The 17466-nt window shown below is 43.5% G+C and carries 16 protein-coding genes and 1 riboswitch; of the genes, 13 read left to right on the top strand and 3 right to left on the bottom strand.

Annotated features, from left to right (window positions below):
• Positions 1-8: 8 nt before the first annotated feature.
• The 13 genes from TV75_RS08700 to cobD all read left to right on the top strand — a co-directional run bounded on the left by TV75_RS08700 (position 9) and on the right by cobD (position 13915).
• The gene (locus TV75_RS08700; RefSeq protein WP_044338334.1) at positions 9-695 is read left to right on the top strand and encodes a response regulator transcription factor; all 687 of its coding nucleotides are present in this window, start codon (positions 9-11) and stop codon (positions 693-695) included.
• On the top strand, positions 688-1746 hold the full coding sequence (locus tag TV75_RS08695; RefSeq protein WP_044338333.1) for a HAMP domain-containing sensor histidine kinase: 1059 nt from the start codon (positions 688-690) through the stop codon (positions 1744-1746). The genes TV75_RS08700 and TV75_RS08695 overlap by 8 nt, the downstream gene beginning before the upstream one ends.
• A gap of 22 nt (positions 1747-1768) precedes the next feature.
• Entirely contained in the window at positions 1769-2386 is a 618-nt protein-coding gene (locus tag TV75_RS08690) for a hypothetical protein (protein WP_044338332.1), read from the top strand.
• Positions 2379-2960 carry a peroxiredoxin family protein gene (locus tag TV75_RS08685; RefSeq protein ID WP_044338331.1) on the top strand — a complete coding sequence of 194 codons (582 nt, stop codon included), beginning with the start codon at positions 2379-2381 and terminating at the stop codon, positions 2958-2960. Before TV75_RS08690 ends, TV75_RS08685 begins: the two co-directional genes overlap by 8 nt.
• 99 nt (positions 2961-3059) lie before the next feature.
• The gene (locus TV75_RS08680) at positions 3060-3443 is read left to right on the top strand and encodes a DUF302 domain-containing protein (RefSeq protein WP_044338330.1); all 384 of its coding nucleotides are present in this window, start codon (positions 3060-3062) and stop codon (positions 3441-3443) included.
• 126 nt (positions 3444-3569) lie between these two features.
• A complete protein-coding gene (locus TV75_RS08675) occupies positions 3570-4709 on the top strand; it encodes a trans-sulfuration enzyme family protein (protein ID WP_044338504.1) in 1140 nt (379 codons plus the stop codon).
• A gap of 95 nt (positions 4710-4804) precedes the next feature.
• Positions 4805-4922: riboswitch (SAM riboswitch) on the top strand.
• Between the two features lie 351 nt (positions 4923-5273).
• Positions 5274-6569, top strand: a complete 1296-nt coding sequence (locus TV75_RS08670; RefSeq protein WP_044338329.1) for an O-acetylhomoserine aminocarboxypropyltransferase/cysteine synthase family protein — start codon at positions 5274-5276, stop codon at positions 6567-6569.
• A 407-nt stretch (positions 6570-6976) separates the two neighbouring features.
• On the top strand, positions 6977-8050 hold the full coding sequence (gene metX, locus TV75_RS08665) for a homoserine O-acetyltransferase MetX (protein WP_044338328.1): 1074 nt from the start codon (positions 6977-6979) through the stop codon (positions 8048-8050).
• Positions 8051-8224: 174 nt separating this feature from the next.
• On the top strand, positions 8225-9670 hold the full coding sequence (locus TV75_RS08660) for a S41 family peptidase (protein WP_044338327.1): 1446 nt from the start codon (positions 8225-8227) through the stop codon (positions 9668-9670).
• Positions 9671-9906: 236 nt separating this feature from the next.
• Positions 9907-11103: a PDZ domain-containing protein gene (locus tag TV75_RS08655; RefSeq protein WP_044338326.1), complete on the top strand. Its 1197-nt coding sequence runs from the start codon at positions 9907-9909 to the stop codon at positions 11101-11103.
• Positions 11104-11194: 91 nt separating this feature from the next.
• Entirely contained in the window at positions 11195-11902 is a 708-nt protein-coding gene (locus TV75_RS08650; protein WP_052504471.1) for an adenosylcobinamide amidohydrolase, read from the top strand.
• Positions 11899-12864 (top strand): adenosylcobinamide-phosphate synthase CbiB, encoded by a 966-nt coding sequence (gene cbiB, locus TV75_RS08645; RefSeq protein WP_044338325.1) that lies wholly within the window; start codon positions 11899-11901, stop codon positions 12862-12864. The genes TV75_RS08650 and cbiB overlap by 4 nt, the downstream gene beginning before the upstream one ends.
• Entirely contained in the window at positions 12839-13915 is a 1077-nt protein-coding gene (cobD, locus tag TV75_RS08640; RefSeq protein ID WP_044338324.1) for a threonine-phosphate decarboxylase CobD, read from the top strand. Before cbiB ends, cobD begins: the two co-directional genes overlap by 26 nt.
• A 46-nt stretch (positions 13916-13961) precedes the next feature.
• Here the strand turns inward: cobD and TV75_RS08635 are convergent, their stop codons facing one another.
• The 3 genes from TV75_RS08635 to TV75_RS08625 all read right to left on the bottom strand — a co-directional run bounded on the left by TV75_RS08635 (position 13962) and on the right by TV75_RS08625 (position 17444).
• Positions 13962-15197 (bottom strand): dicarboxylate/amino acid:cation symporter, encoded by a 1236-nt coding sequence (locus TV75_RS08635; protein WP_044338323.1) that lies wholly within the window; start codon positions 15195-15197, stop codon positions 13962-13964.
• A gap of 179 nt (positions 15198-15376) precedes the next feature.
• The gene (locus tag TV75_RS08630; protein ID WP_044338322.1) at positions 15377-16771 is read right to left on the bottom strand and encodes a sensor histidine kinase; all 1395 of its coding nucleotides are present in this window, start codon (positions 16769-16771) and stop codon (positions 15377-15379) included.
• On the bottom strand, positions 16752-17444 hold the full coding sequence (locus TV75_RS08625) for a response regulator transcription factor (protein WP_044338321.1): 693 nt from the start codon (positions 17442-17444) through the stop codon (positions 16752-16754). The genes TV75_RS08630 and TV75_RS08625 overlap by 20 nt, the downstream gene beginning before the upstream one ends.
• Positions 17445-17466: the final 22 nt, after the last annotated feature.

The raw sequence follows: 17466 nt of genomic DNA, 5'->3' as shown, positions 1-17466 counted from the left end.
AGGAAAGTATGAAGGTTCAAAATAAAACGATTCTGATTGTTGAAGACGATATGAAAATCCGTAATCTGATAAAGCTTTTCCTTGAAAAAGAAGGGTACGAGGTATTTGAAGCAAGTGAGGGGGAAGAAGGGAAACAACTATTCAAAGAGCATGACCCATGCTTTGCGATACTGGACTTGATGCTTCCTAAAACTCAAGGGGAAGAGCTTTGCAGGTGGATTAGGGAAGAAGAGAAAAGTGATATCGGCATTATTTTCGTTACGGCAAAGACGAGTGAAGAAGAGCGTATCCACGGATTGAAAGCTGGAGCGGATGATTATGTCACAAAGCCATTTAGTCCATCTGAGCTCGTCACGCGCGTGGACACAGTGCTGCGCAGAACAGGGACACGCTGCCAGAAGCTCAGTCGGAAAGGATTGACGTTGAAGCCTTTGAAGGGCGAGGTCACCTATAAAGGGGAAGTCCTGGAATTAACGACTTTTGAATTCAGAATCCTTCATTTTTTAATGACGCATGTTGGTCAAGTGATTTCAAGGCAACAGATTCTTGATTCCCTGTATGACATGAATCAAAAAGTGGTTTCGGAACGAACGATCGATGTCCATATTCGCCACCTTCGTCAAAAACTTCAAGAATTGACTCATCAAGCATTTATCCAAACCGTTAGAGGGATGGGGTATAAGTTTGATGCTTAAGAGGAAAAAAGTGTGGGGGATCTTCACCCAGTTGACTTTCCTTAACACCATTATCATTGCCATAGTCATCGTCATTGCAGGATTTACCGTGAAAAACTATGCTTGTACACTCGTAAATCAGCAAGAGATTACAGGAACTGACTTAGAAACCCTCCTAAATGAGTATTTAGTGAAAGTAAGTATTCTTGCATTCATCCTTGCAGGCGGATTTCATTTTATTTTATTAAAATGGTTGATTCATCCACTAAAGAAATTAACAGCAGCAACTCAAGAGCTGCAAAAAGGAAAGCATCCGACAAAGCTAAAGAATCCTCTGATCTATGAGGTGAAGGAGCTGAATGATGCCTTCAATGAACTTTCAGAAAGAACGGCTATCATAAAAGCAAAGCAAAATCGTTTGCTGAGAGATCTTTCTCATGAGTTAAGGACCCCCCTGACGAATTTATCAGGCTATCTCGAAGGACTTGAAAAAGGGGTCATTGAAGGGGACCAAGAGATGTATTGTTCACTTCAAGAAGAAACCACACGAATCGAACGATTACTGGAACAACTCGTCCGAATCAATCAATGGACATCAGATGGAGAAATGAAGTACTTCAACCATGAAAAAATCCTGATCCACGAACTGATAAAGAGACGACTCACCATCTTTCACGTCAAATTCCTTGAGAAAGGTATAAAAGTGGACTACAATCTTAAGCCTTTCACTCTGGAAGGCAGCACTGATGGACTTAATCAAGTCCTTAGCAATATCCTTCAAAATATTGTGGATTATGACAATGGGAAAAAGGTAAGGATAGAAGGCTATATGGAGAAAGAACATTATATAACCCGTTTTTCACATAAGGGAAGAAAAATTCCCATTGAAGAAAGTGAGCTTATTTTCGAACGCTTTTATCGAGTGGATGCTTCCCGATCACTGGTGACAGGTGGAGCCGGACTGGGGCTCGCAATTGCAAAAGAAATTGTGGAAGCACATGGAGGACACCTTTCCCTCGTAACAGATAGTCATTACCATACCTTTGAAATACGACTTCCAATCCCTAAATAAAGAACGACTTAAGGAGAATATTATGACACAACAGTGGTACACCATAGGCTCCTTCACATTCCCGGCTTCATGGGGAGCCATTATCGCTTCGTTCATAATCACTTTCTTGTTCCTCTTCTTTTGGAATAGAAAGGCAAGCGACTGGTACTCCAATAGTATTTTCACTTTTTTACTCGTCTGGAAGCTGAGTGTGATTGTAATTGACTTTCAAACGGTGATAGAACATCCAATTACCATCCTCTATTTTCACGGAGGAGTCATTGGATACTGGTTAGGACTGATAGCAGCTCTTACTTACATAATTGTTAAAAAGGTTGATCATCCAACAACAATTATAATTTCATGGATGGTCACAGTTCTTGTCTATGAAGCGGTCCTTCATATCCTTTATAACCACTATCTACTAGCTGGTATTCAGGTACTGCTCAATCTATTGATCCTTGTATTCTTTAGTAAAAAAGCCGGTGATCAAGGCGGAGATACCTGGGCAGGCCAGTTATTGATCATGTTTACTTTAGTCCAGCTATTTCTAAGGGCCTTCATTAGCGGCTTTGAATTTACCGTCACCACCTGGACCTATCTGGTCATGATGACTTATCTCATCTTTCTTTTAAACGTAAGGAGGAAACACATTGAATAAACGAAATTTTGCTTTGGCCATCGTTGCACTTCTTATCGGCATTTTCTTAGTGAACTTTTTTCAGGATCAACAGGAAAAGAAGGCCAGGGAAGAGGCTGCCCAATTAGCCAATGAATCCATGGACCTTTCTAATGCACAGCAGGGTCTCGCAAAAGGGGACCGCGCTCCGGATTTTGAATTAACCACCTTAGATGGTGAAGCCGTCAAGCTTTCAGATTATCAAGGTAAGAAGGTGATCCTGAACTTCTGGGCTACCTGGTGTCCGCCATGTAAAGCTGAAATGCCCCATATGCAGAGTTACTACGAAGAGAATGCAGAGAAAGAAAACGTAGAAATCCTTGCCGTCAACCTGACATCCATGGATGATGGGGAAAAAGCTGTCCAGGAATTCATCGACGGCTACGAACTCACCTTCCCCATACCGATGGATGAAAAGGGAGAAATCGGAGACGAATACCGGGCATTCACCATCCCGACCACCTACATGATCGATACCAAAGGCATCATCCAACACAAAATCGTCGGACCAATGAACGAAGAAATGATGGGTAAGATGGTCGAAGGAATGGAATAATGAAGAGGGACGGACCTCTGAATTTCGATGTTTGACCTGATACACTATGAGGTATTAACAGAATGTAGGCTAGAGATAGATAAAGGAGGAGATGTGAACATGTTTCATTACACAAAGGAAGTTTCAATGAGTGTGAAAGAAGCAGTGGAAGCGGTAGAAACGGCCCTGAAAAATGAAAGCTTTGGCGTGTTATGGAATCTCGATCTTGCCCAGAAGCTACAGGATAAAGGGCTTGATTTCAACGAAGAAGTAGTCGTGTTAGAGGTGTGTAATCCACATGAAGCGAAAAAGGTGCTGGAAGAAAGCATGCTCGTAAGCTACTTCCTCCCTTGCAAAGTGACGGTATACACAGAAGGTGGTACCACCAAGATCGGTATGGCAAAACCAAGCAAGCTGATCGAAATGGTGGATAACGATGAACTGAAAAACCTGGCATCGGATATTGAAAATCGCTTGATCGGATGTTTAGATAACGTTCAATAAAATGTAGAGCACCTGTTGCAATTGGGCAGGTGTTTTTTTATGCCCTCCAATACGTCCTACTCCTCACAATCTTCTGAATATGATACACTTTTAAAAATACAAAGATTCAGGAAGGATGAAAGAGAGATGAAATTTACAACCAAGGTCGTACACAACCAGTTAAAAGGGACGGAGGAAATCCGCAGTAAGACGACTCCCATTTATCAGACGTCTGCTTTTTCTTTTACCTCTTTAGAGGAGCTGGAAGGTTTCTATGAAGGAAAGTCCCCTTATCTATACACAAGAACGGGAAATCCAAATACGGACGAGCTTGGTAAGATGGTGGCAGACCTGGAGGGGGCCCCGGCAGGTGTCGCAACTTCTTCTGGATTATCGGCCATCCTTGTGGGAATCCTCGCAGTTGTGAAATCAGGCGATCACATCATTGCCGCCGAGGATTTATATGGAGGTACGTTCCATATGCTGAAAGAAGAGCTGAAATCATTCGGTATTTCTACTTCATTCGTTGATTTTACAAGTGTGGAAGAATTAGAGAAAGCCATTACTCCACAAACCAAACTCCTATACAGTGAGACCGTCACAAACCCGTTCATGCGAGTGGAAGATATTCCGAAAATGGTCGGATTCGCTGAAAAACACAACCTGAAAACCATGATCGATAACACATTTGCCACACCATTCCTGCGCCAGCCTTTCTTAGAAGGAGTGGATCTGGTCGCCCACAGTGCCACGAAGTATATCGGAGGACACAGTGATATCACAGCAGGGGTCGTCGTCGGAAAAGAAGAGCTCGTTCAAAAAGCGAGGGAAAAAGTCGTCAACATCGGTTCGAACTTGAGTCCATTTGAAGCCTGGCTGACATGCCGCGGAGCAAAAACATTGGCTCTTCGGATGGGGACTCAAGCAAGGAATGCCGAAGTTCTGGCGGCGGAACTTCGAGCAAATGAATATGTGAAGGAAGTCTATTACCCAAGAGATTTATCCGATAAGGGAAATGGCGCCATCGTGACCATCGAGCTATCCGACACATGCGATATCAGCTCATTCTTCAAGTCACTGGGCTGGGTCAAAATCATCCCGTCCCTGGCCGGGGTGGAGACGACGGTTTCCTATCCGTTAGGAACGTCCCATCGCGCCCTACCGAAAGAAGCTCAGGAAAAACTGGGCATAAACACACATGTCGTGCGCATATCGTTAGGTATTGAGGATGGGGAAGACATCGTCGTGCAATTCACCGAAGCGATTGCAGCTTCGGTTAAAAATTAAATAATGTAAAAATTCTAAAAATACCCTTGACGTTGAGGTCGGTTACCCCTTATAATTCATCTCAACGCAAGAATTTTCACATTGACAACTACATGCTCTTATCCAGAGAGGTGGAGGGACTAGGCCCGATGAAACCCGGCAACCTTCATGTACGCTTTCAAGCTGCATGAAAAGGTGCTAATTCCTGCAGGCGATCTGCCTGAAAGATAAGAGGAGGACCCTATTAAATTAGACCCTCTTCTTAGGAAGAGGGTTTTTATTTTTTCCTCTTCTATCTTCTTAAGGAAACTTACTTCTTCGATTTTTGAGTCTCTGATTTCAACAGGAGAATTTTAGCCGTTATTCAACAGGAGAAAATGGGTCGATATTTAACAGTTAAAATAAGTGGGAAATTCAGCAGTCAAATAAACGCATTATTTTAACAGTCAAATATCATTCCAAATTCAACAGTCAAATTAACACAAAAATTCAACAGTCAAAAATCCAACAAACATCAACAGGCAAACGTCTAAAACATCCAAACGCAAAGTCCAAAATTAAAAACCATTTCAGGAGGAATTCTCTATGACAAAATCATTCGATTTCGACACACTACTGCTTCACGGTGGCCAGGAGCCCGACCCATCCACAGGTTCAAGGGCAGTTCCCATTTATCAAACAACATCCTACGTCTTCGATAACAGTGATCATGCGGCAAAATTATTTGCCCTTGAAGAACCGGGGAACATTTATACCCGCATCATGAACCCGACAGTAGACGTATTGGAAAAACGCCTGGCACTTCTAGAAGGGGGAATCGGAGCACTGGGTGTTTCATCCGGGATGGCCGCGATCTCTCTATCAATCTTAAATATCGCCGGAGCAGGTGATGAAATTGTAGCGGCTACCAATCTCTACGGTGGAACGTATAATTTATTTTCTACGACTCTACCGAAATATGGAATCAAGGTCCATTTTGTAAATCCCGATGACCCGGAAAACTTCAGAAAAGCGATCACTCCTAAAACAAAAGCGGTATTCGCTGAGACCATCGGTAATCCGAGTCTTCACGTCCTTGATATTGAAGCAGTGGCAAAAGTGGCTCATGACCATCATATTCCGTTGATCATCGATAACACATTCGCCACTCCATATGTATGTAAGCCGATCGAGTGGGGAGCGGATATCGTCATTCACTCTGCAACAAAATGGATTGGCGGTCACGGTACGGCAATAGGGGGAGTCGTCATTGACGGTGGGAAGTTTGATTGGAATCATGAAAAGTTCCCGGGCTTCACGGAAGAGGACCGGAGCTATAATGGACTGCGCTACGCACAGGATGTGGGACCCGCAGCCTTCATTACGAAATTAAGGGTGCAGCTGCTCCGTGACTTGGGAGCTTGCTTAAGTCCACAAAACGCATTCCTATTGCTGCAGGGATTGGAAACGCTGCATCTTCGCATCGAACGTCACACCGAGAATGCCTTGAAGATTGCGGAGCATTTAGATCAGCACAATGGTGTTGCGTGGGTATCCTATCCAGGATTACCTCAGCATCCGTCTCATAAACTTGCTCAAAAATACTTGAAAAATGGAGCGGGATCCATAGTCGTCTTTGGTATAAAAGGCGGCAGGGATTCTGGACGGAAAGTAGTCGATAATATCTCCCTTTGGTCTCACGTTGCCAACGTGGGAGATGCCAAATCATTGATTATCCACCCGGCATCCACGACCCATCAGCAATTAAACGAGCAGGAAATTCGTGCGACAGGTGTAACCGAGGATCTGGTGAGACTTTCTGTTGGATTAGAGTCTGCGAAGGACCTGATCGAGGACTTGGATCATGCCATTGAAGTGGCGTTGGAAACATCAAGGGTATGATTGAAAGGGAGAATTCAGCCCTAAAATCGTAATTGAAATCACTTTAAAGGGTGAAAACGGGGATTTAGATACTATTTTTAGGGCATTCGGGGTTTATGAAAGGGAGTTATCAGAGAAAATCTGATTTTATCAGCGGAATTTCGAATATATCAGCGAAATCGGACCATTTATCAGCGAAATCCGCAATATATCAGCGAAATCAGGATTTTATCAGCGAACAGGCTGCTAGCTGTCCCCTCGAATGAAAATCTGAATTCTTTGCGAGAGACTTAACGGCGAATTTTCAATTTTTGCGGTTGAGCGCCATATCCAAAAACGAATCCGAAATCAACTGTTTTACGGCGGGGGAAATCCGGAATAAAATCCTGATCACCCCCTCCACAACACCAAAAAAAGGAGGTGGAGGAATGGAGAAGCCATCCACATATGAAGTAAGCTCCATTACCATCCCATCCCTAACATTAGAGTCAGGCACCACGTTGACAAATGTTGATCTTACGTATGAACGAACAGGAAACAAAGATGGCCCGACCATCCTGGTTTGCCATGCCCTCACCGGGACCCATATCGTAAAGGGGACGAGTGAAGACCGGGGATGGTGGGATGGGCTGATTGGTCCCGGGTCATATATTGATACCGAACATTTTAATGTGATTGCCTTCAATGTTTTAGGAGGATGTGAAGGAAGTACGGGACCCGCGTCAACCAATCATTATACCGGAGAGCGTTACGGTCCGGACTTCCCGGGTATTACGATAAGGGACATGGTCCATGCCCAATATGAAGCACTCCAACAACTTACAATCGACCACATCGAGGCAGTCATCGGAGGCTCACTGGGAGGGATGCAGGCCTTGGAATGGGGAGCCCTCTATCCTGCCTATATCAATAAAGTATTCGCCCTTGCCGTAACCCCTGCCTTAAATGATTATGGTCTTGCTTTTAATCACATTGGCATCACAGCGATTGAAGAGGACCCCGAATTTCAAAAGGGGCATTATCCACCAGGCGCTATCTTAAAAGGATTGGAGATTGCCAGAATGGTCGGTATGGTCACGTACCGGACGCAGGAGCTGTTCGATCATCGTTTCCAACGTGAAAAGCAAAACGGACTGTTCAATGTGGAAAGCTATCTCGATTACCAAGGAAAGAAATTAGGGAAGCGGTTTGATCCAAACAGCTACCTAACCTTGCTGAAAGCGATGAACTCACATGATATCGGAAGGGGAAGAGGAGGAACAGAAGAGGTAGCGAAGAACTACCAGTGCGAATTGATTTCCATCAGCTATGAAGGAGATTTAATTTATTCACCTCAATATTTAAAAGAGTTTACTCAGCTTGTGCCAAAGAGTGAACATTACTTTATCCCCACCTCCTTTGGTCATGACGGATTCCTGGTGGAATTTGAAAAGTGGGGAGGAATCATTGCTTCTCATCTCAAAAACCATCACGTTCAAAGAGTTTTTACAGGTTCAAAATAAGAGCTCTCTTATCATAACTCGTCCCCCTCCGGCATATAGTTAGATAAGCAAAGACATCGCACCGCCTTAGCGCGTTTTTGTGTGGTGTCTTTTTCGTTGGATAAGGAAGGCTGGCGTCCTTAGTCGCGCCACTCTTATCTATACAAAGACCAACTACAAGCTGGAGGGGAATATATGGAGTGGACGGGCAGAAAGCTCATCATCACAATCATCATCAGTATGCTGATCGGTGCTGGAGGAATGTATGGCGGCTTGGAATGGACGGGCAAGGATGGGGACGAGCTTGCTCAGTTTGACGGAAAAGGCGAGCTTAATGATAAGCTTCACAAAGTGGAAGTGGCTTATGATCTGATCAGTGACAAATTCTTTCAGGATGTGGACAAGGGGCAGCTTGTAGAAGGTGCCATTCAAGGAATGTTGAAGACCCTCGATGATCCATACTCGGTTTACATGAATGCCGAGACAGCCTCCCAATTCAATGACGCATTGGATTCTTCATTCGAAGGAATCGGGGCAGAAGTCACGATCATGGACGGAAAGCTGATCATTGTCGCCCCTTTTAAAAATTCTCCTGCGGAAGAAGCAGGACTGAAACCGAATGACCGTATCATTAAAGTCGACGGAAATAGCATCGAAGGACTTGACCTGTACGAAGCTACTTTGAAAATCAGAGGGAAGAAGGGTACTGAGGTTCAATTGGAAATTACGCGGGAAGGACTGACGGATCCGATCAAAGTATCCGTGAAACGCGATGAGATTCCTGTTGAGACGGTCCTCTCTGATGTGAAAGAAATCAATGGAAAGAAAACAGGCTACATCCAGATTACTACTTTCTCAGAAAATACAGCCGTTGATTTTAAGAAGCAATTAGGAGAACTTGAAAAGAAAAAGGTAGAAGGATTGGTCTTGGATGTGAGAGGGAATCCTGGAGGTCTTCTTTCAAGTGTAGAAGAAATCCTTAAAGAATTTGTAACGGAGAAAAAGCCGTATGTTCAAATTCAAGAGCGAAGTGGAGAAGTGATGAAATCCTTCTCAAACAGTAAAGCAAGAAAGGCTTACCCTGTAGTCGTGCTGATAGATGAAGGAAGTGCCTCAGCTTCTGAAATCCTGGCTGGTGCTTTAAAAGAGGCTGAAGGATATCCGCTCATCGGAACAAAGAGCTTTGGGAAAGGCACCGTGCAACAAGCCGTTCCGATGGGGGATGGAAGTAATATCAAGCTGACGATGTTCAAGTGGCTGACTCCAAATGGAAACTGGATTCATAAAAAGGGGATCAAACCGGATATCCCTGTCAGACAGCCGTCCTATTTCTATGCCCACCCGCTTCAAGTGGAAAAGCCTCTTCAAGAAGGGATGAACAATGAACAGGTTCAAAACGCCCAGGAAATGCTTCAAGGACTTGGATTCTCCATTGACCGCGTGGATGGGTATTTCAGTAAGGAAACGGAAAAGGCCGTAAAGGATTTTCAAAGTCAGGAGAGTATTGATGTCACAGGAATCATTGATACTGTAACGGCGGAAAGATTGCAGGAAGAAATCTTTGAAGCGGTTCAGGATGAGAAGAATGACCTGCAGCTCCAGGCGGCTTTGGAATATATTGAAAGAACAGCACAGCGTTAATTACTTGGGGCCGACCATCATGATGATGGTTGGCTCTATTTTCATTTTGAAAATCACCCATAATCACTTGCTTTTCCCGTCTATCCGACATCATTTCCCGGGAAAATATGGGGAATGCTGTCGGAAATGAAATCGAATCGTAAAACTATCAAATAAAATTGCAATAGGTTTTAGGGGTTTCTTTTGATAAAATAGTAGATAATGCAAATTTTCTTAAAAAAGGTGGTGACGGATCATTGGTTGAGATTTGGTTGCTGGAGGTAGTGAAGGGATTTGGAAAGTTATTTCTTCATCCTGTTTTATATTTGTCTGTGTTTTTCGCTATCATGACGGGCTATTATCGTGTCAAAAGAGAGCGAAGGGACTTTAATACGAGATTGCTGGACGGATATCACGATACTCGGGTTTTATTTTCATATGGGATTGTACTTGGATTGCTGTTTTCTGTCGTAACAGTTGGAGCTGGGGTTGTCATTCCTTTCGCTGGAATCATGGTTATAGGGGTGTTGTCACTCCTGTTTGCTTTAACGAGTCGTTTTCAGCTTATGTCTGCGACCATGACTGTAGGGTTTTCGTATTTCTTACTGTTTGCGGTGGATTATTTCGAGTGGGAGATCCCCTATGTGAATACATATGTAGAAACCTTGAATGTAGGGCTGCTGGGTTCCATCGTCGTGCTTCTTGGTGTGTTGACCATGATTGAAGGAAGCTTGATTCGATTGAACGGGTGGAAGCATACGTCACCGCGTTTACTAAAGAGTGCCCGAGGTCTTAAGGTAGGGGCTCATCAAGGGAAGAAATTATGGCTTGTGCCGATGTTTGTACCGATTCCTGTTGGAACATTGCCCCCTCCATTTGAATGGTGGCCGGTGTTTACAATGGGGACAGAGGCGTATTCGCTCCTTTGTGTGCCGTTCCTTCTTGGTTTTCAGCAGCTTGTTAAAAGTACCTTGCCTGAAGTTGCGATTAAGCATACAGGTCACAGGGTTTTCTGGCTTGGTGCATTCGTGTTGACGCTGGCTGTAACGGGATTCTGGGCTCCTATGTTTTCAATCGGGGCAGCTGTTGTGGCGATGGTAGGACGGGTATGGATTTCTTATCGCTACCGGAGTACTGAGGATTCCAAGCCATACTTCTTTAAAAGACAGTCTAAGGGAGTCATGATTCTTGGAATTCTACCTGGTTCTCCTGCAAAGAAACTGACGCTTCAAGTAGGGGAAATCGTCCTGAAAGTAAATGGAGTCGAAGTGAATACAGAAAGGGCGTTTTATGAAGCCCTTCAAAAGAACGGGGCGTATTGTAAGCTTGAGGTACTTGGGACGAACGGGGAAAACCGTTTTACGCAAGGAGCCCTGTACGAAGGTGATCATCACGAGTTGGGAATCATTTTTGCGGATGAGTCTTCAGGGTGGGAACACCATCAGGTTTCATAGATTCTTCTTCAAGCAAACTACTGACAGTAGTTTGCTTTTTTATTAGACATAGTGATAGGGATATTATTATCTCCTGGGAGGAACAGATGATATGTATAGCAGAAATAAAGAGTTTCAAAATCGTTTCATCATCAATCAACACTTACTTAGTCACTCCAAGGACCAAATCATTCTTCAATCACCGATTCCACTCAAAACAATATCCTCTGCAGTGACCAATGCCGGGACAGGTTGGTATTCAACATTCGTCAATCGCCATGTATCGAAAAACTATAATAGTGAAGACCACCATGAAGAAATGAAAAGATTCCTTGAGCAAATGGGTGCCAAGGTGGAAGACACGGTTGGGATGATGACGGCTGTTCAATTGGAAGATGTCTGCTGGGGATTTTATGAGGAGGGATCATTTTCTGTATTCATTGTCGTTACCGCAGGAGTAGGCAATGCAGTTGATGCGAGTAGGAGTGACCGTCATTCGTTTGATCATTCACCGGGCACGATTAATATCTGGGTGTTTATCAATGGGAAAGTAACAGAGGCGGCAAGCGTACAGGGGATTATGACTGCAACAGAAGCCAAGGTGAAAGCTCTTGAAGCTCATAATGTAAAAGATCCCATAACAGGGAGCGGGGCAACGGGAACCTCTACTGACAGTGTATTGATCGCAAGCACTGAAGAGGGAGTGCTTCTGGAATATGCTGGTACGATTACTCCTTTAGGAAAAAGGATTAGTAAGGGAGTCTATGAGTGTACCATCCAAGCGATATCCAAGTATAAGAAAAGGGTGGGGGTCTCATGATGATTCATCACTTGTTTGCTATAACCATTGCCTATGTGCTGGACCTATGGATTGGAGATCCACCAGACTGGCCTCATCCTGTTAAATGGATGGGAAAGGCGATTTCTCGTATGGATCGTAGATTGAATAGAGGAAGATTTCTAAAAAGTAAAGGCATAGTGATGGTATCGATATTGTTAATATCGGCATTTATTCTTACCTCCTGCATCATTTGGGCAAGTTATTCTATTCATACCATTATAGGGATCTTGATAGAAGCAATCATCATCATGACGACCATCTCCCAGAAGAGCCTTAAATTGGCGGCTTTAGAAGTATTTCACCCCCTTGAAAAAAACGACATGGAAACAGCGAGGGAGAAGCTTTCTTATATCGTGGGGAGAGATACAGAACACTTAAATGAAAGTGAAATCGTAAGGGGAACTGTTGAGACCGTTGCGGAAAATACTAGCGATGGGATAACGGCTCCATTGTTTTGGGCGTTGATCGGCGGTGCTCCACTAGCCATCGTGTACAGATGTGTGAATACGTGTGATTCCATGGTGGGATACAAGAACAAGCGGTACATCGATTTTGGGTGGGCGTCAGCCAAGCTGGATGACGTACTGAATTGGATTCCAAGTAGAATTACGGGAGTAATCCTATATTTCTGTAAACGACCTGAATCTTTCTCTTACAGAGAAGGTTTTCGAATTCTACAGGAAGATGCCAAGAAACACCCCAGTCCAAACAGCGGCTGGGGAGAGGCGGCTGTAGCTGCGAACCTAGGAATACAACTGGGGGGACTCAATACCTATAAAGGAGTGGTCTCAGATCGGGCGAAAATGGGAAGGAAGGCTTTCGAGTTAGAACGAAATCATATCCCGAAAACCATTGTCCGAATGCAGAAGGCTTGTTTCATCTTTATCATCGTTCTTTGGATAGGAGGAATTATTTTTGGTATTACCAGATCATGGATCTAATCCGCAGAATACATATAAAGCAATGGATATTAGGATGCCTGAACAAATCGTTGATCTAAGTGCAAATATTAATCCTATTGGTCCACCCACTGGTTTAAAAAAGATATGGAAAGACCTGATAGATGAGATCGTTACGTATCCTGATCCGCATTCTGTAGCATTACGAAAAAGCATTGCACGGAAGGAAGGGATAGAGCCAGAAGCGATACTCATTGGTAATGGCGGCGCAGAACTGATTCATCTAATTGGTAGATGGTTGTCCCGTTCCAATGTTATGATCATTCATCCCACTTTTTCGGAGTACGAGAAGGCTTGTCAAATCAATGATTGCACAATCCATCATTTTATTTTAAAAGAGAATGATTGGGACCTTGATCTGAATCGATTGAAAGTCACTCTGCCGAAAATGGATGCTGTCTTTATATGTAATCCTACCAATCCGACGGGTGTATTGTATTCTGCTTCCAAGTTAGAAGAAATCATTATGGAAGCTAATAATGAGCAGTGTTGCGTGATTGTGGATGAAGCATTTTATGATTTTCCTTTGGAAGAGATAACGGTAGCCCCTCTGGTAAAGAAATATACAAATCTCATTGTTTTAAGAAGCATGACGAAAATGTTTAGTATTCCTGGGATCCGCCTAGGTTTTCTTATGGCTGGGGAAACAGTGGTGAGAGAATTGGAAAACTATCAGGTTCATTGGAGTGTAAACGGGATCGCTCAAAGAGTAGGGGAAACACTCTTGGAGGAAAAGGATTTTATCCGTCAGACTCAATACATGGTGAAAAAGGAGAGGGAGAAGTTATTTGCATTTTTCGACGAATCCCAATTTCGCTATTCACCAAGTCAGACAAACTTTTATCTCTTAAGGGATCCATCGCTTAACGAGCAAACCGAGTTATTTCGCTTTCTGTTGGAGAATGGGATTGTGAGCCGCCATACCCATAATTTCAAGGGATTGGATGGAAGGTGGTTAAGGTTTGCCGTTAAGGGAGAATTAGAGCACGGAAAATTGATGGATGCCTTAACGGAATGGAAATCCCGTCCTTAAATAAAAACAAGCTTGAGCCACCTCAAGCTTGTTTTTTATTCGAACTTTATACGGAAGCTGCTTCCTGATTGTCTCTGTTCTCCGTCTTATCAATAATCGACGTACCAACCAAATCCCCTGTCACATTAAGAGCCGTACAACCCATTCCAACCAGGGCATCAATCGCTGTCAGGAGGGCGACGGTTTCCATCGGTAACCCCAGCTGTGCGAAGACAGTGGCAATCATGATGATGCCTGCTCCTGGAACACCGGCAGTTCCGATCGAGGCCAGTGTCCCGACGAGGACGACGACCAGCATGTCAGTCAAGCTTAATGGATTGCCGACTACGTTAGCCGCGAAAACAGCGGACACTGCAATCCGGATTGCAGCACCATCCATATTGATTGTGGCCCCAAGGGGTAAGCTGAATCCATATAAGCTCTTCGGCAGACCAAGGTTTTTCGCAGCGTTTAAAGTTACAGGCAGGGTACCCGAGCTGCTCTGAGTCACAAATGCCGTAATCATCGGTGTCCTTGCTTGGGCAAAGAACCTGCCTGGGCTGATTTTAAAGAAGAGTAAGGCGATGATATAAATGGCAATTTGAACAAACAAAGCAATGTAAAGAACCAGGATCATGTTTCCTAGAGACAATAGTGTATCCAATCCTTGTTTCCCTACCGTTTCAGCCATGATGGCGAAGATACCGATCGGAATATATTGAAGGATCACTTTCATGATCGCTAGGGTCGCTTCGTTTAACCCGTTCACGACTTTATATACTTGTTCACCCAGTTCATGATGCTCGGATGATGACCTTAAATAGGAAATCGCAATACCAAACACAAGGGCAGTAAAGATGATTCCCAGGAGGTTCATATCCGTGAATGCCGTGACGATATTCTCAGGAATAATGTTCAGGAGTACACTGGTCACTCCTGGATTCTCGGGTACTTCAAATTTCTCCGTCGTATCGAGGGTCATGCCCGTTCCCGGGTTGAGGATACTTGCAACGGCAATCCCTACCACGATCGCTAATGCCGATGAGAATAAATAATATAAGAACGTTTTTCCTCCCATTCGCCCGAGTTTGCTCACATTGGTCTGGTTCACGCCGACCATCAATGTAAACAGGATAAGAGGGATGATAAGAAATTTCAGCAAGCGAATCAATATATCCCCCAGGGGAGAAAGGACGGATGCATCTTTTCCGAATATCATTCCGACCGCAATTCCCAATACGAGAGCGACGGTCAATTTCACAATCAGGGATGTATCTAGATAACCTCTCCAAAGAGATTTCATTGTAGCCACTCCTTCTATTTAGTAGTAGATTTCCCCAAATATCACAAAAATACTATTTTCATAATCCTGATAGGTTTAGTGAGGATTCATTGTCATAAGATACAATAGAATGAAAGGAGTGTCAAAATTCATGCCTAATCCATTATAAAGAAAGAGCCTGGATGCAATATCCAAGCTCTTTAAGAACGTAAGGGAATGGTGAAACCGGCAGTTGTACCTGAACCTTTATCACTTTTTACAAACAATTTTCCATGGTGCAATTCAACGATATTTTTACAGATCGCTAATCCTAACCCTACCCCATCTGAATTCTCCCTCTCCTTATAGAATAAGGTGGCAATTTGGTGCAGGTGTTCCGGGTCGATTCCATGCCCCTCATCTTCTATTTCAAAGGTAAAATGGGAATTCGTCTGGATATAACGAATAAAAACCGTTGAATTCGGCTCCGAGTACTTAATTGCGTTATCTAAGAGATTGATCAACACTTGTCGGATACGATTTTCATCGGCGAATAGATCCATTGTCTCATCGCTTTCCAACAGAATGGATATATTTTTTTGTTTCCGTTTTTGGTCCAGCTGTAGAATGACTTCATTGAGAGTCCGATTGAAAGAAAAGGTAGTGGGGTGAATCGTAAATGATCCATTTGAAAAGCGCGAGAAATCCAATAAATCCTCTACCATTCCAATTAATCGATTCGTTTCGTTTGAAATGACGGTTAATCCCGTTTTGTTTTCTTGCACATTTTGTAAATCACCGGTCAGCAATGTTTCGCTCCATCCTTTAATACTCGTAAGGGGAGTGCGAAGTTCGTGGGAAACGGAGGAGATGAACTCATTCTTCATTTTCTCCGTTTTAAGGAGTTCTCTCGCCATGTCATTAAAGGACGTACTCAATGTTTGGAATTCGTCCTTGTACTGTCCGACAATTCTCGTTTCCAATTCTCCTTTGGCAAGCTTCTGTGATGCTTCGGTCAGTTCAATCACTGGATTCGTTAAATTACGAGCAAAAAGTGTACTTACCATAAAAACGATAAGCAAAATAACGAGTCCAATTAAAAATAAAGAAAGCAAGATCGTTCGGAAATTGTTATCGAGTGATTCCAGGGATGTAATAAACCGGATCAATCCAATGGTGTTATTCTCTCCATTCAACGGTACCGAAACAGCCAAAATATGCTCACCTGTAATAGGATGGTCACCGATCCAAGTTCCGCTGCCGTTTCGAAATGCCTCCTCAATATCCTTGAAGGCAGGCTTTTTATCTGGAATAAAGCCAGTCGAAGAGGATAATAAGTCTCCACTCGCGTTCAATATTTGTGTTTCGGCTTGAGGGATGGAGAAATTATTTTGGATATTGGTCAATTCATTCCTCAAAGTAAAGGAGTGCACGTCCATATACTTATTCGCAAACTGTGACGAGTTGACAGCATGATTCTTCAGCATATCTATTGTACCGTTGTAGTAATACGAATAGATTCCTGAAACGAGAATGCCCAAAAATAATAGAATGGTTAAGGTGATAAGAGAGACGTTCTGAATGAGTAATCTTCTTTTAATTCCCATTTTCATCATTCCAGCGATACCCATATCCCCAAACCGTCAGGATATAGTGAGGATGGGAAGGGTCTTTTTCAATCTTTTGACGGATTCGTCGAATATTCACATCCACAATCTTCGGATCACCTGCGTATTGAAGTCCCCATATTTCATCCAACAAATCATTGCGGGAGACCGCTTCTCCATTTGCCTTGAAAATGATGCTGAGCAATTCATACTCTATCGGAGAAAGGTCAATCTTCTTTCCTTGAACGAATAGAAGTCTCTTCTGTTCGTTTAGCGTGATAGGGGACTGGCTATCCTCCTTGACCCGATGAACATTCATTCTTCTCAGTAACGCTTCAATTCTGGCAATGAGTTCATTCGGACTGAATGGTTTCGGAATATAATCATCTGCCCCGTTCATCAACCCGTGTACCTTATCCATTTCCTGCACTTTGGCCGTTAACATGATGATTCCAATGGATGGATTCCAATTCCTGATTTCTTTACATGCTTCAAAACCGTTCATACCGGGGAGCATGACATCGAGTAAGACAATATCGATGGAGGGCTGTGCCTTCTTGACCAGGTCGATTCCTTCCTCTGCGCTACCAGCTTGCAAGACAGCGTATCCGTATCGCATTAAGTTAATCTCGATAAAGCCACGGATGGATTCTTCATCTTCAATAATCAAAATGTGCTTCATCCAACTACACCTCCATTTTCAC

This window comes from Rossellomorea aquimaris (assembly GCF_000935355.1).
GTDB classification, from domain to species: domain Bacteria; phylum Bacillota; class Bacilli; order Bacillales; family Bacillaceae_B; genus Rossellomorea; species Rossellomorea aquimaris_B.
Note: the sequence above shows the minus strand (reverse complement) of the source record. Positions and strands in the feature narration are given on the sequence as shown.

Coding starts and splice junctions, on each gene's coding strand:
- TV75_RS08690 (WP_044338332.1), top strand. CDS start 1,769: ATGACACAACAGTGGTACACCATAGGCTCCTTCACATTCCCGGCTTCA.
- TV75_RS08650 (WP_052504471.1), top strand. CDS start 11,195: ATGTATAGCAGAAATAAAGAGTTTCAAAATCGTTTCATCATCAATCAA.
- TV75_RS08670 (WP_044338329.1), top strand. CDS start 5,274: ATGACAAAATCATTCGATTTCGACACACTACTGCTTCACGGTGGCCAG.
- TV75_RS08700 (WP_044338334.1), top strand. CDS start 9: ATGAAGGTTCAAAATAAAACGATTCTGATTGTTGAAGACGATATGAAA.
- TV75_RS08695 (WP_044338333.1), top strand. CDS start 688: ATGCTTAAGAGGAAAAAAGTGTGGGGGATCTTCACCCAGTTGACTTTC.
- TV75_RS08625 (WP_044338321.1), bottom strand. CDS start 17,444: ATGAAGCACATTTTGATTATTGAAGATGAAGAATCCATCCGTGGCTTT.
- TV75_RS08680 (WP_044338330.1), top strand. CDS start 3,060: ATGTTTCATTACACAAAGGAAGTTTCAATGAGTGTGAAAGAAGCAGTG.
- TV75_RS08630 (WP_044338322.1), bottom strand. CDS start 16,771: ATGATGAAAATGGGAATTAAAAGAAGATTACTCATTCAGAACGTCTCT.
- TV75_RS08635 (WP_044338323.1), bottom strand. CDS start 15,197: ATGAAATCTCTTTGGAGAGGTTATCTAGATACATCCCTGATTGTGAAA.
- TV75_RS08675 (WP_044338504.1), top strand. CDS start 3,570: ATGAAATTTACAACCAAGGTCGTACACAACCAGTTAAAAGGGACGGAG.
- cbiB (WP_044338325.1), top strand. CDS start 11,899: ATGATGATTCATCACTTGTTTGCTATAACCATTGCCTATGTGCTGGAC.
- TV75_RS08660 (WP_044338327.1), top strand. CDS start 8,225: ATGGAGTGGACGGGCAGAAAGCTCATCATCACAATCATCATCAGTATG.
- metX (WP_044338328.1), top strand. CDS start 6,977: ATGGAGAAGCCATCCACATATGAAGTAAGCTCCATTACCATCCCATCC.